Source organism: Vagococcus sp. QWL-13, assembly GCF_058683555.1.
The window spans coordinates 492378-506841 of the sequence record NZ_CM178746.1; the positions used below are offsets into that span (position 1 = coordinate 492378).

At 39.9% G+C, this 14464-nt stretch carries 14 protein-coding genes and 1 pseudogene; all 15 read left to right on the top strand.

Features of this window, described 5'->3' with window-relative positions; translation table 11 throughout:
• Nucleotides 1-72 precede the first annotated feature (72 nt).
• The 15 genes and pseudogenes from AC4PHI_RS02390 to AC4PHI_RS02460 all read left to right on the top strand — a co-directional run bounded on the left by AC4PHI_RS02390 (nucleotide 73) and on the right by AC4PHI_RS02460 (nucleotide 14417).
• Complete coding sequence (locus AC4PHI_RS02390; RefSeq protein WP_492200733.1) at nucleotides 73-1032, top strand: glycosyltransferase family 2 protein; 960 nt, start codon at nucleotides 73-75, stop codon at nucleotides 1030-1032.
• Nucleotides 1033-1461: 429 nt separating this feature from the next.
• Nucleotides 1462-2427, top strand: a complete 966-nt coding sequence (locus tag AC4PHI_RS02395) for a ring-cleaving dioxygenase (protein WP_492200734.1) — start codon at nucleotides 1462-1464, stop codon at nucleotides 2425-2427.
• A gap of 3 nt (nucleotides 2428-2430) precedes the next feature.
• Nucleotides 2431-3036 (top strand): alpha/beta hydrolase, encoded by a 606-nt coding sequence (locus AC4PHI_RS02400; RefSeq protein ID WP_492200735.1) that lies wholly within the window; start codon nucleotides 2431-2433, stop codon nucleotides 3034-3036.
• A 2-nt stretch (nucleotides 3037-3038) separates the two neighbouring features.
• On the top strand, nucleotides 3039-3662 hold the full coding sequence (locus tag AC4PHI_RS02405) for a flavin reductase family protein (RefSeq protein ID WP_492200736.1): 624 nt from the start codon (nucleotides 3039-3041) through the stop codon (nucleotides 3660-3662).
• 211 nt (nucleotides 3663-3873) lie between these two features.
• A complete protein-coding gene (gene sfsA / locus AC4PHI_RS02410) occupies nucleotides 3874-4611 on the top strand; it encodes a DNA/RNA nuclease SfsA (protein ID WP_492200737.1) in 738 nt (245 codons plus the stop codon).
• A gap of 131 nt (nucleotides 4612-4742) precedes the next feature.
• On the top strand, nucleotides 4743-5744 hold the full coding sequence (locus AC4PHI_RS02415) for a Gfo/Idh/MocA family protein (protein ID WP_492200738.1): 1002 nt from the start codon (nucleotides 4743-4745) through the stop codon (nucleotides 5742-5744).
• 12 nt (nucleotides 5745-5756) lie between these two features.
• The gene (locus tag AC4PHI_RS02420; RefSeq protein WP_492200739.1) at nucleotides 5757-6944 is read left to right on the top strand and encodes a DEAD/DEAH box helicase; all 1188 of its coding nucleotides are present in this window, start codon (nucleotides 5757-5759) and stop codon (nucleotides 6942-6944) included.
• Nucleotides 6945-6966: 22 nt separating this feature from the next.
• Nucleotides 6967-9678, top strand: a pseudogene (locus AC4PHI_RS02425) (sigma-54-dependent transcriptional regulator); the annotation flags it as partial.
• A gap of 170 nt (nucleotides 9679-9848) precedes the next feature.
• Nucleotides 9849-10169 (top strand): PTS sugar transporter subunit IIB, encoded by a 321-nt coding sequence (locus AC4PHI_RS02430; RefSeq protein ID WP_492200740.1) that lies wholly within the window; start codon nucleotides 9849-9851, stop codon nucleotides 10167-10169.
• Between the two features lie 43 nt (nucleotides 10170-10212).
• Nucleotides 10213-10524 (top strand): PTS lactose/cellobiose transporter subunit IIA, encoded by a 312-nt coding sequence (locus AC4PHI_RS02435; protein WP_492200741.1) that lies wholly within the window; start codon nucleotides 10213-10215, stop codon nucleotides 10522-10524.
• 101 nt (nucleotides 10525-10625) lie between these two features.
• On the top strand, nucleotides 10626-12050 hold the full coding sequence (locus AC4PHI_RS02440; protein WP_492200742.1) for a PTS sugar transporter subunit IIC: 1425 nt from the start codon (nucleotides 10626-10628) through the stop codon (nucleotides 12048-12050).
• Between the two features lie 80 nt (nucleotides 12051-12130).
• Nucleotides 12131-12352 carry a hypothetical protein gene (locus tag AC4PHI_RS02445; protein ID WP_492200743.1) on the top strand — a complete coding sequence of 74 codons (222 nt, stop codon included), beginning with the start codon at nucleotides 12131-12133 and terminating at the stop codon, nucleotides 12350-12352.
• A 25-nt stretch (nucleotides 12353-12377) separates the two neighbouring features.
• On the top strand, nucleotides 12378-12551 hold the full coding sequence (locus AC4PHI_RS02450) for a DUF3188 domain-containing protein (RefSeq protein WP_492200744.1): 174 nt from the start codon (nucleotides 12378-12380) through the stop codon (nucleotides 12549-12551).
• Between the two features lie 15 nt (nucleotides 12552-12566).
• On the top strand, nucleotides 12567-12980 hold the full coding sequence (locus tag AC4PHI_RS02455; RefSeq protein ID WP_492200745.1) for a DUF3284 domain-containing protein: 414 nt from the start codon (nucleotides 12567-12569) through the stop codon (nucleotides 12978-12980).
• A gap of 159 nt (nucleotides 12981-13139) precedes the next feature.
• Entirely contained in the window at nucleotides 13140-14417 is a 1278-nt protein-coding gene (locus AC4PHI_RS02460; protein ID WP_492200746.1) for a PTS sugar transporter subunit IIC, read from the top strand.
• Nucleotides 14418-14464 lie beyond the last annotated feature (47 nt).

The window sequence follows — 14464 nt, forward strand, 5'->3', positions numbered from 1 at the left end:
GGAGTTTTGTCCTATTAGAGTGGGTTTGTTGACCTATTTAAAAGACAACGTGTAGAAAGGAACTGTTCACTGATGGTTGAAACATTATCGATTATAGTGCCCTGTTTTAATGAAGAAGAATCGATTCCGCTCTTTTATCAGGAAGTGGAAAAAATCAGAAAAGGATTATCTTACAGATTTGAATATATTTTTGTTAATGACGGTTCAAAAGATAATACGTTAAAAGTTATCAAAGAATTATATCAGACAGACCCAAATGTTCGCTATATATCTTTTTCAAGAAATTTTGGCAAAGAGGCAGCGATTTATGCAGGATTGCAGCACTCCACAGGCGAGTTGGTCACATTGATGGACGTGGATCTACAAGACCCGCCAGAATTGCTTCCCGAAATGATTGCTTTGCTGACTGCCAAAAATATTGATTGTGTCGGGACGAGGCGGGCGGACAGAAAGGGCGAACCAAAAATCAGAAGTTTTTTCGCCAGACAATTTTATAAACTAATCAACAAGGTCAGTGATACAAAAATGGTAGACGGTGCCAGAGACTTTAGACTAATGACCCGGCAAATGGTGGATGCCGTATTAGAGCTCACAGAATACAATCGCTTTTCTAAAGGGATTTTCAGTTGGGTAGGCTTCGAGACCGAATATATTTCTTTTGAAAATCGGGAAAGACAGGCAGGCGAAACCTCATGGCCGTTCTGGAAATTATTTGATTATTCAATTAATGGCATTATCAATTTTTCTGAAGTTCCATTGAATATTGCTTCATTGGTCGGCGGTTTTTCCTGTCTTTTTTCCGGTATTGCCTTAGTTTTTATTGTTGTTAGAGCACTGATTTATGGAGATCCCACTTCCGGTTGGCCGTCCATGGTTTCGATTTTTCTATTTGTGGGTGGTTTACAATTATTAAGTTTGGGAATCATTGGGAAATACCTTGGGAAAATATTTTTGGAAACCAAAAAAAGACCGATTTATCTTGTAAAGGAAACAGAAAAAGATAACGAACTCTTCAATGGATTAAAGGAATAAAAAATCCAATAAAAAAGAGGTTTATGTCTGTATTATCTCCTTTCTTCTACCATCATAGCAAGACCAAAGACACTGAAGTGTTGAAATAAAGTTATACATGACAACACAGACGGAGTTTTTTCTAAAAATTCTTCGTCAGTGTTGTTTTTGTTTGCCCAATTAATAGTACCACGGAAATTTTAAGATTTTAAAATTTCTTCGCTGGGAGGGAACAGTATTAATCGTTTCTGTTCAACAGACAGTGTCATCGGTGCTGATTATTTTACATTGTATAATTTTCTCGAGAGACCACAGCACATGATAAAAAAGACGCTAGACTTCTATCATATCACTCATCATTTTCTCTTCAAGCATTTAAGTTGATTAGTCAAGTGACAAAAGGTATTATACTTACATAAAGTAAGATTCAGAAGAGAGGAAGAGATAATAATGACAGTAAATTTTGATGTATTAGGATTGCACCATGTGACAGCGATGACAAGTGATGCAGAGAGAAATTATAAATTTTTTACAGAAATTTTAGGTATGCGTCTGGTAAAGAAAACAGTAAATCAGGATGATATTTATACTTACCATACTTATTTTGCAGACGATATGGGTTCTTCTGGTACAGTAATGACCTTTTTCGATTTTCCTAATAATCCTAAGGGTGTGCAAGGAAACAACTCAATCACACGGACAAGTTTCCGTGTGCCTAATGATGAAGCTTTGTCTTATTATGCCGATCGTTTTAATCAGTTTGATGTTTTCCATGAAGAAATCAAAACAGAATTTGGCAAAAAAGTTTTGAAGTTCACTGATTTTGACGATCAACGTTATCAATTGATTTCTGACGAAAATAATGAAGGAATCAAATCAGGCATCCCTTGGAAAAAAGGTCCTGTGCCGGCAGAATTTGCTATCACTGGGTTAGGTCCGGTAGAAATGACTGTCAATTATCCGGAGCAAATGCAAGTGTGGCTGAGAGATATTTTAGGCTTCAAGGAAACAGCTGTTGAAGGTGCAGCGGCACTTTATGAAGCAGGAGAAGGCGGTAATGGTGCTTCAGTGATTGTAGTGACTGATAATGAGACTGCGGTTGCCCGCCAAGGATTCGGTGAAGTTCACCACGTGGCAGTAATGGTTAAAGACATGGCATCCATCAATTATTGGGCCCAAAGAATGAATGATTTGGGTTTGCCTAATTCAGGACATGTGGAACGCTATTACTTCGATTCCCTTTATGTTAGGATTGGTTATATCTTGTTTGAATTTGCCACTGACGGTCCGGGTTTCATGGGCGATGAACCTTATGAAACAATGGGAGAGATTCTATCACTTGCACCGTTCTTGGAGCCGAAAAGAGCTGAAATAGAAGCAGCAATTCGACCTTTTGATACTAAATGGGAGGGATAAACATTGGAACATATTTTTATAAAAAAATCTCCAAATCACCCCGTCTTGGTCCTATTGCATGGCACAGGCGGCGATGAACATTCGCTAGTATCGATAGCTGAACATTTGCTGCCGGAAGCATCGATTCTTTCATTAAGAGGCCGGGTCAGCGAAAATGGAATGAATCGTTTTTTTAAACGGCATGCAGAAGGGATGTTCGACTTAGTCAGCTTAGAAGAAGAGACAGATTACTTGCACGATGAAATCAAGAAGCTGGCACAAACTTATTCTTTAGAGTTGTCCAGGATGGTTTTAATCGGTTATTCTAATGGGGCTAATATCGGAGCCCATCTATTGCTGACAAGGGAAACACCTTTGAGATTTGGTATGTTTTTCCATGTTATGTCTCTACGAGAGCTGGAAAAGGTTCAAGCAACGGCGTACCAGCAAGTCTGGCTTTCCCACGGAACGATGGATCCATTGGTAACACAGGAAAATTATTCTCGTCTGCTGTATGATTTCAAAAAAGGCGGCACCCAAGTAACGAATTTTTCACTTCCTGTTGGACATGGACTTCATTCGGAAGAAATCGAAAATGCTGAAAAATGGCTGAACAGTTTGGAGTGGTGAGGATGCATGTCTATCGTAGTGAAGATTTAAGCAAAGCAGAGCAGTATAAATTTCTTTCCGGGAGTATCGTCCCCCGTCCGATTGCTTGGATATTGACGAAAAATCCGCAAACAGAAAATTTGAATTTAGCTCCTTTTAGTTTTTTTTCTGGTGTCAGTAACGAAGAACCTCTGCTGTCTCTTGCGATTTTGAGAGTTCAAGGAGAGATGAAAGATACTGCCCGCAACTTGCTTCATCAAAAAGAAGGGGTCATCCACCTAGTGGAAGAGCATTTGCTGGAGAAAATGAACAGGACTTCCCAGTCCTTGAGTCCGGAAGAAAGCGAAATATCTCTGGTTGATGTCTCATTGGTCCCAAGCGAAACCATCAGCTTGCCTGCTGTTTCAGAAGCAAACTTACGTTTAGAAACACGTCTCCATGACTATGTGCCAATTAAAGGGGAGTCGGGAGCTGTGGTAACAGATTTGTTCATTTTGAAAGTGACGGCATTTCAGTTTGCTCCAGAAATTTTTGATCAAGAAGAAAAACGTTTAAAATTGGATAAACTAAAAGCAGTGGGACGGTTGTCTGGTCCAAATTACGCTGTTTCATTCGATAAATTGATAGAACTGGAACGACCCAAATAATAAAACAAGATCGTAGAGGAAAATTTTTCTGAAGCGGTCTTTTTTATATTTAGGAATGACTGACTTTCCATACCTACGCTTAAAACTGATGCCGATTTTGTCTGCCATTCATCTCAACAGCATCATCTATTTCATTTTAGAATGTGCTGTCTGTTTTCTTTCGGTCACGCCATACAAGAAATTTCCTACTTAGTGTATAATAAAATATGAAATGAGGTGGGGGAAAATCGTTTATTATCATCGTGTAGAGCTTGCGACGTTTATTGAACGTCCCAATCGTTTTGTGGCAAAGTGTTTGCTTCACAGCACTAATGAGCTGGTCACTGTCCATGTGAAAAATACAGGACGTTGTAAAGAGTTGTTATTAAAAAATGTTCAAGTGGGGTTATCCTATCAACCTGGTCCCCAGCGAAAGACCGATTATGACTTGATTAGTGTAAAAAAGGGTGACAAATGGGTTAACATTGACAGTCAGGTACCCAATGAGCTGGCAGAAATCGGCTTATCCACGGGCTTAATCCAACTACCCGGACTTTTTGGCAACATCACTCTGCTGCAACGGGAAAAAACATTTGCTTCTTCCCGATTTGATGTTTATCTTGAAACCGATGCAGCTGAAAAAGCTATTATTGAAGTGAAAGGGTTGACACTTGAGCAAAATAACATCGGAGCATTTCCTGATGCGCCGTCCCAACGTGCCAGCAAACACGTGGCTCATCTGCGTCAACTGATGACAGAAGGCTACCGTAATTACTTGTTGTTCATTATTCAAATGGAAAATGTTGCAAAATTTACGATTGCTGATCATATCGACCGGAAATTTTATGAAGAAGTTTCGGCCGGGGTGGAAGAAGGGCTCCAAGTCATCGGATACGATTGCCGGGTAGGCGAAGATTTTATTCAGCTGAATCAGCCTGTTTCTTTTGAATTAAATCAAACATTTGGTTAAAATGAAAAAGGCTTTATCTTTTGAAGCTGCTCAAGGAAAAGAATCAACCATAGAACGGATATTATGAAATAGAAGATAATAATTTACATGGCAGAGATGAGACAGTCAATGAAAGAAGAGGAGTGATTTATGTGTTAAATTTAGGGATAATCGGTACGAACTGGATCACACATCAATTTGTCGAGGCAGCATTGGAAATAAAAGAGTTTGAGCTTCACAGTGTTTATTCTCGTAAAGAGAGTACGGCATTAGAATTTGGAAAACCCTATCAAGTAACAAATGTTTTTACTGACTTGGAGCAGTTTTTCGCTGATCCCGCATTAGAAGTAGTCTACATTGCTTCCCCTAACAGCTTGCACTATGAACAGGCAAAGGCCGCTATTCTTAACAAAAAGCATGTGATAGTGGAGAAACCAGCCGTTTCGACATACCGAGAGCTGGAGGAATTGCTGACTTTGGCTGCAGAACAGGAAGTTTTATATTTTGAAGCTGCCCGCAATATCCATGAAGCCAACTTTAAAAAGGTTGCTGAATTATTACCGGCTAAAGAAGAATTAGTTGCAGCGAATTTTACCTTCATGAAATATTCTTCCAGATATGATGCAGTGTTGGACGGGGAGGAGCCGAACATCTTTTCACCGCGCTTTTCAGGCGGAGCGTTGATGGACTTGGGTATCTACTTGGTGTATGCTGCGGTAGCCTGGTTCGGGGTGCCTGAAAAAGTCCATTATTTTGCCAGAAAACTTTCTACTGGTGTTGACGGGACAGGGCAAATCATTTTTCGTTACGAAAATTTTGATGTGGTGATGATGACTGGAAAAACAAGTACGAGCTTCATGCCGGCAGAAATTATCAGTTATCATGAAACGATTTTATTGGACGCTGTTAACAGCATTTCAGAAATCAAAATTTACCATCAACAGACGGATGAGACAGAAATAGTGCCAATCACCAAAGAAGAAAATCCCATGGTAGAAGAAGCAGCTGTGTTTGCTGAGATGATCAATCACCCTCAAGAAAATCAAAAAGAGTATGGGCAATTGTTAGCATTGACTAAAAAAGTTCATAAAATTATGGAAGAACTGCGTCACCAAGAAAATATCGTGTTTCCAGCCGATAAAAAAACTAATTAAAGGAAGTTTTAAATGGATGTAAATAAATTTTCAGCCGAGTGGCAATCCCAATGGGAAAAATCAGGTTATACATCTCCCACGGCAATCCAGCAGCATTTATATGAGCCGATAAAATCCGGGCAGACGATTTTAGGAGTTTCTCCCACGGGAACGGGAAAAACTTTGGCCTATCTGTTACCGTTATTTGAAAGACTGGAGGCAGGTGCCGGCAATCAACTATTGGTTCTGCTGCCCACTCAAGAACTGGCGATGCAGGTCACAGAGGTCGCCAGAATTTGGCTGAAACTGATTGGCTTGCAAGTGCAGCCGGTCATCGGACAGGCAAATGTCAACCGGCAAATCGAACGGTTAAAAGAGAAACCGGAAGTTTTGGTCGGTACGCCGGGACGGGTGTATGAACTAATCCAGCAAAAAAAAATAAAGGCGCATTTATTAAAAATAGTCGTCTTAGATGAAGTGGATCAATTGCTGGAACATTCAGAATTGAATGCTGCCCGAAATATTTTAAGAAGATTACAACAAGAAACCCAGCTTATCGGGATATCTGCGACTGGAAAAAATATCGAAACAACTTTCACTGAATTAATCGGTAAAAAGGTTTTTCTGATTGATGTAACAAAAGAACTTTCTGATAATCAGCAGGTGATCCACGGCTATCTTCGACTGCCTTTAAGAAAAAGAAGTGCTGCGCTGAGAAGTTTAGCTCACGTTAAAGAGATGAGAGCCATCGTCTTTTTCAATGAAGTGCAGGAGTTAGGGACGGTTTCTGAAAAGCTTTCCTATGACGGCATACCAAACGTGACCCTTGCGTCAGATCAATCAAAGTTCGAACGTCAAGGAGCCATTCAAATGTTTCAGGAAAAGAAAGTACCATTTTTATTGACCACCGATTTGGGTGCCCGGGGGCTGGACTTTAAGGATGTCAGCTGTGTGATTCATTATGATATCCCTTACGGGCAGGAACAGTATCTGCACCGGAGCGGACGGACAGGGAGAATGAATCAGCCCGGTACGGTTTTGACATTTTTAAGCGACCATCAGGAGAAAGATTTGAAAAAAGTCAGCAGTTATGTGAAAGATGGACTGCAAGAAATGTTTTTGTTTGGGGGAGAACTGCTGTCCGAGAAACCAAAGCCGATAAAATCTAAAGCCGGCAAGAAAAAATCAAAACAAAAAAAGCAGCAGAAGAAGAAACGCTGAAGGGGATAAAAACAGCAAAAGTAATCAAAGAAAGTTAGGGGTTAAGATGACCAACCGCCAAGAACAAATATTTACGTATTTAAAGCAGCAGGCAAATGGAATGACTGCCAGTGAAATAGCTGAGGGGATGTCTTTAGACCGCAGCAATGTCAGCCGTTACTTAAACGAACTTGCGAAAGAGGGGCTTGTCAGCCGCATTCAAGGACGTCCCGTCATCTTTAAAGTTGTTGATGCATTGCCTGAAGGGGAGAATTCGGAACAGTTTGAAATTTCCTTTGACGATTTGGTAGGTGCTTATGATTCGTTGAAGGTGAGTATTCAACAGGCAAAAGCAGCTATTTTGTATCCTCCTAAAGGTTTGCACACCATTATTTTTGGAGAAACAGGGACAGGGAAATCCCTCTTCGCCGAATGTATGTATCGTTTTGCAGTAAGTTCAACCAATTTAAAAAAAGATGCACCTTTCATCTCCTTCAACTGTGCGGATTATGCCCAGAATCCGCAATTGTTGTTTGCCCATATTTTCGGAGTTAAAAAAGGGGCGTACACAGGGGCGGACGAGGACCGGGAAGGGTTGCTGGCAAAAGCAGACGGCGGTATTTTATTTTTGGATGAAATCCACCGTTTACCCCCAGAAGGGCAAGAAATGTTATTTACATTTATTGATAAGGGTGTTTACCGTCCTTTGGGAGAAAGCTCCCGGGTCTATGAGGCCTCGGTTCAAATCATCGGGGCCACCACAGAAAGCTCGGAAGTCTTTTTAACCACTTTCAATCGGCGCATTCCTATGTCGATTACTTTGCCGCCCCTTAGAAACCGTTCCATAGATGAGCGTTACGATATCGTTACTTTATTTATTAAACAAGAGGCGGATCGTTTAAGGCAAAAAATCGTGGTGGAAAGAGACGTGGTCTTGGCTTTCATGCTTTATCAAGCCGAGGGCAATATCGGTCAAGTCAAGAGAGATTTGAAACTGGTGTGTGCCAAATCCTACTTATATTACCGTACCCATGAAGAAGAATACTTGAAAATCAAGCAGAAGGACTTGCCTTTGCAGGTTCAAAAAGGTCTTCTAAAAATCAAAGAGATGCCTGACCGGGTGGATCGTTTTATTGATAAAAACAGTCATTACCTGACTTTTGAACCGGGCTCTCAAGACGTGGTTTGGCAGCAGGACCCTGCCAGAGATATGGACGTTTATGAAGCCATCGAGAAAAAAGTGACCAGTTTATCAAAAGAAGAACTGGACGAAGTAGACTTGGAGAAAATCATCGCCTCGGATGTTAGCCAGTTTTTCGAAGCCTATGTTGGCGAACTGGCTAGAAATGACATTCATCGGGATTTGATATCAGACGAGTTATGGTCTTTAACAGATCGTCTCTATGACATTGCAGAAGAAAAATTAGGCCGGACGTATAATGAAAAAGCGCGGTTTACTTTTGCTTTACATCTTCAGGGAACGTTGGAAAGAATCAGAGACAACCGGATTATCGTCCATCCAAATCTAAATGATGTGCGTATCAATTACCGGGAAGAGTTTCAAGTGGCGCTAGATCTTTCCGCTATTATCGAGGCAGAATTCAATATTGAGATTCCTTTTGATGAGATTGGTTTTATTACCATGTTCTTGTCTATGGACTTGACCGAACCGACGAAAAAAGTCAGTAACGAAGTCGCTGTACTGCTTTTGATGCATGGAAAGTCGACCGCATCAAGTATGCTTGAAGCGGTTCAAGAGCTGCTGGGGACTGAAAACGGAATTGCGTTCAATATGCCTTTGGATATGGAAGTACAAACGATGTATGAAAAAGTGAGAGACTACGTCATTGAACATAAAAAAGACATGCACAGCGGGATGCTGCTGCTGACCGATATGGGTTCTTTGAACACTTTTGGCAATATGATTTTTGAAGAAACAGGTGTCAAAACCAAGGCGATTTCCATGGTCAGTACAATGATTGTTTTGGAAGCCGTAAGGATGGCAAGGATGGGTCGGACGTTGGAGGACATTTATCAGAATATCCAAGGGTCGTTTGAAGGCATCATCCGCGACCAGTTCAGACCTAAGAAAAAGCTCAAAAAAGCGGTAGTAGTAACTTGTTTTACAGGAGAAGGTGTGGCTGCAAAACTTTATGAACGTGTCTATCCTGTTGTCAATACAGAGGAGGTTCAAATTTTTCAGCTTCAATTTTTAGAAAAGGAATCCTTTAGGGAGAGAATCGATAATTTGATCGAGGAATACGACGTCAAGGCCATTGTGGGAACTGTGGATATTGAATACCAGAATATTCCTTTCTTTTCGGCTTTTGATATTTTTAATGGAGAAAAATTAAATGATTTTAAACGTATCGTGGCAGAAGAAATTCCCATTGAACAAATGATTGCATCTTTGGAAGGATCGTTGAAATCCATTCCCTCTGTTCCCGAATTGATCCGCCTGCTGCAAAAACTGGTGACAGAAATTCAGACAGATGCCAAAATTTTGGTGGAGCCCGGTGTTGATGCGGCGATTTTAATCCATTTAGCATTTATGGTAGATAAGCTGAAAAAAGGCGAAGAGGCCCGCCGGTTTGAAGAGTTGGAGGGGTTCAAGAGAAATCATCGTATCGAGTTCAACATAGTAAAAACTAAGTTGATGCAAATCGAAAAAAAATATCATCTGTTGTTCCCGGAAGATGAAATCGGCTTAGTAGCTCAGATGTTTGTAGAAAATCAAGTTAAAGGTCCTTATTGAAGATTTTGCAGATTAGAAAAGGTTACACACTATTTCGTTAGTGTGTAACCTTTATTTTGTTTTGTGTAGTATAATAGAAGAGTAGGTACTGTCAGTATGAGCTTTAGCAAAAATTATATTGGCATACTTATTGCATATAAGTAAGATATAAAAGTTTAGGAGGAAAAAAAATGTCAAAAAAAACAATTATGTTAGTATGTTCAGCAGGAATGAGTACAAGCTTGCTTGTAACTAAAATGCAAAAAGCAGCAGATGAAAGAGGTTTAGATGCAGATATCTTTGCAGTTTCAGCTTCGGAAGCAGATCAAAATATAGAAGCTAAAGATGTGAACGTTTTGTTGTTAGGCCCTCAAGTAAGATTTATGAAAGCTCAATTCGAAGGGAAATTGGCACCAAAGGGAATTCCTCTAGATGTCATCGATATGAAAGATTACGGTATGATGAATGGTGAGAATGTCCTTAATCAAGCACTAAAATTAATTGGAGAATAGTAAATTTTTGATTTACAGTTATTGAATGTATGGAGGAAGATAAATGGAACAGGAAAATTTAGAAGCCGTAATGGGCCTGATTATTAATGCAGGAAATGCTAAAAGTGATGCTATGGAAGCAATACAAGCCGCTAAGGCAGGAAATTTTGAAGAAGCAGAGGAAAAAATAAAAGCTGCTGAAGAATCTCTTGTTCAAGCACACCACTCACAGACTGGACTGCTGACTAAAGAAGCACAAGGTGAAACAATGTCAATTACTTTATTGACGGTTCACAGTCAGGACCACTTGATGACTGCGATTGCTTTTACAGACTTGGCGAAAGAAATCATCGACTTATACAAAAAAATCGGCTAAACAACGGACAGGTTGGTTAGTTGGTTAGTTGGTTAGTTAGATACTTTTTGGTGTTAAAAGGGTAATCCTTTTTTCATAAAATGACTTTAGGAGGACACTCAATGAACGGATTAGTACGTTGGATGGAAAAGTATATTTTACCTGTTGCTGCAAAAATAGGGGGAGAGAAACATTTAGTTGCTTTGCGTGATGCTTTTATCAGCATGATGCCGGCAACGATGGCAGGAGCTTTGGCAACGCTTTTAAATGCCTTTATGCGTGATTTTCCAAATGAATACATAAAGAGCGGAAGCTTTTTCTTGGAAAATGACCCTGATGGTTTTACGAATGTTATTACCAGGTTTTTCTCGCCGGTTATTTCGATCAATGGTTTAGTTTGGACAGGAACTTTAGCAATTATGGCGGTTATTTTTTCAGCATCTCTAGGCTATCACATTGCGAAAGCTTATGAGGTAGACAGATTGTCAGGGGCAGTCGTTTCGCTGGTTGCATTTTTTATTGGTATTCCGCAATCTGCAAAGGCTACCTTGACACTGGCAGGCGAATTAGGGAAAGATGCTGCAACAATGATTACTGATGCCGGCGGTGCACTGAGCACAGCTGATGGTGTTACAACTCTTGAATTAGGCGCTTGGGGGTATTTTCCATTTAGTAAGTACATGGGAGGTACAGGACTGTTTACAGCAATGATTTTTGGTTTTATTTCAGTTATTATTTTTGCCAAGTTGATTAAGAAAAATGTAATCATTAAAATGCCGGAATCTGTACCGCCTGCAGTTTCTAAGGCTTTTGCGGCGATTATTCCAGGAGTGGTAGGCTTATACACTGTCGGTTTGATTTATTACTTGTTTGAAAAAATCGTTGGCATGCCTATTATTGATGCGATATCAGAATTTATCCAAGCACCGCTGCTGAACTTGTCACAGGGGTATGGTGCTGTCTTTATTATTGTTCTATTAGTGCACGTGTTGTGGTTCTTCGGGCTTCACGGAACGAACATCATGGCACCGGTATTACAGTCTATTTATGGCGTGGCGATGGTGGAAAACAGCAATGCCTATCAGCGTCAAGCAGAAGTCCCATACAAGTGGGTTGCAGGTTCTTTTGAAGCGTTTGTTTGGCCGGGGGGCGCAGGTGTTACTCTAGTTTTATTAATTGGTATATTAGTTTTTTCAAAACGTGCTGACTATAATACAATCGGAAAACTGGGCATTGGACCGGGAATCTTTAACATCAATGAACCGGTTATGTTTGGTCTGCCCGTAGTTTTAAATCCATTGTTCGGTATACCATTTATTTTGGCGCCGTTAGCAACAGCAAGTATTGCTTATGCTGCCACAATGTTGGGCTTGGTGAAACCGGTAGTGGTAAATGTGATTTGGGTCATGCCGACTATTTTAAGCGGATTTTTGGCAACTGGTGGCGACTGGAGAGCTATCATTTTGACTATCGTCAACTTGGCAGTTGCATTTGCGATTTGGGCTCCGTTTATCATAGCGGCAAATAAAGTTGATATCGAAGCTTAGGTTATAAAAAAGATAAAAATGACTCCTGAACAGTCGATCACATTGACTGTTCAGGTCTGAAAAAAGAAAGGTTGAGAGATATGATTGCAGTAAACTCTGCTATGCAACAAGATGCAATTATTGAATTGTTGAATGGGTTTGACAAAGAGGGCGTCACATTTGAGTTCAAGGAAAAATCTGGCATCAAATTGTTGTTTGAAACGAACGAAGGAGATTTAGAGAAGGCTGCCAAATTGGCAAAGGCTGAAATTAAAGCACAACCTTGGGGCGGCGTTTTATATTTTCAAGTAACTCCTGCATAAAATTTAAGATAGGACTTGGTATCTATTGATTAAAAATGGACTATTTCTAATGAGTGTCGGCTTGTTGATTTTTGTGCTGACTTCAAATGCAAAGTTAGGTACTTACGATGTGTTGAGTATTGTCACCGCTTGCTCATTTTTAGCTTTAGGACTATTCTTCTTTATAAAAGGAAAAAATGACGAAAAGCAAAAGAAATAACATTGGGGTGAGAATATGGAAATTGTTAAACGATTAAAGGTACCAGCATCATATTTTTTTACCAAAGCCGTTGAATCCATCGTGATGGATATCAAACAATCAACAGGTGAGAGCTTGGCACTGGAAGAGTTAGAAGGATATGAGTATGTGAAGAAACATTCAAATGGTCAACAGGTCAAGATAAAAATTCTTGAATTGGTCAACGGGGAAAAATATACTTTTCAAAGTTCTAATGTCAGAAATGTATTTGTTTCAACGTATGAGATTAAAAAGATTGATGAGAACAGCTGTGAAATCCATTATTCAGAGACAGTGGAATCTCATGGCACTTTCAATAAAATGAATGATGCTTTGATGGGCTTTTTATTCGGCTTCTTTAAAAAAAAGCAGTTTAAAAAGATGTTGGAACAGGTCGAAGCATCGTATTAAAACTCACTATACCTTGAGTAAAAATGTATTTAGCCAAGTAATCATGATTATTGATTATGCTCGCTCGTGTTGTGACGCAATTATCCTAAATATTTTCGAATAATAAGTGATATAAAAGTCGTAAAGACTATTATATAAAAAAATTCAGGAGGAAAGAAAATGGACAGATTTATTAGCTTTATGGAAAGAAGGTTCGTTCCTGTCGCATCAAAAATTGGTGCACAACGTCATCTAGTTGCTATCAGAGATGCTTTTATGGTCAGTATGCCAATGATGATCTTGGGTGCTTTGGCAGTGGCGATCAACAACTTACCAATCCCTGCGTTCCAAAATGTGATGAACTCAATTTTTGGTGAGGGAAAGTGGCAAGCTTTTGGAGGCAGTGTTTGGAACGGAACTTTCGCAATTTTATCAGTTTTTATCGCATTTTTAGTTGCTTATAATTTGGCAAAATCTTACGGGAAAGAAGGAACTTCAGCAGGAGCCGTTTCCTTAGGCTCATTCTTCGCATTGGGCGGTGCAAACGGTATGTCATCAACAGGATTATTCGTTGCACTTATTACAGGTATTGTTTCAGCAGAGTTGTTTGTCCGCCTAATTGGTAATGATAAATTGGTTGTTAAAATGCCAGAAGGAGTGCCACCGGCAGTTGCAAAATCTTTTGCGGCCTTATTTCCAGCTATGATTGTTATCAGTTTATTCGGTTTATTTGCCGCTATTTTGGCAGGGATTGGTATTCCAGACATTATTACTTCATTTTATGAAGCGGTACAACAACCATTTATGGGATTAGCAAACACTTATCCTTCAGCATTGCTGATTGCCTTTATCACACCATTCCTATGGTTCTTTGGATTGCATGGGGCCAACATGATCGACCCGTTCATGCAGACAATCAATGTGGATGCGATTGAAAAAAATATTGCGGCGATTGCAGCAGGAGATCCAGCACCGTACATCGTTAACAAACCATTTATCGATAGTTTCGTTAACTTGGGTGGAACTGGAGCTACCATTGGTTTGATTATAGCTATCTACCTTGTTGGTCGTAAAAGTAAAGCCTATATGGTAGTTAACAACTTGAGTGCTGGACCGGGATTGTTTAACATCAATGAACCGATGTTGTTTGGTTTGCCTATCGTGTTAAACCCAATCATGTTTTTCCCATTCATTTTAGTTCCGATGGTGTTAGTGACTGTGGCTTATTTCGCAACGAAATCCGGCATCGTACCACCAGCAACATTTATTGCACCGTGGACCACACCGCCGATCATCGGAGGATTTTTAACGACTCAAAGTGTTGCCGGTGGAATACTAGCAGCAGTCAATGTGTTAATTTCAACGGCAATTTACATGCCTTTTGTTAAAGTAAGTACCCTTCAACAAATCAAACGTGAAGAAGAGGCTGCAGTTGAAGCTGAAGCCGAAGCAGTATAAAGCTATAAAAAGTGAGTAGATTAAAAGAATTGCGCAGGGAATATTTT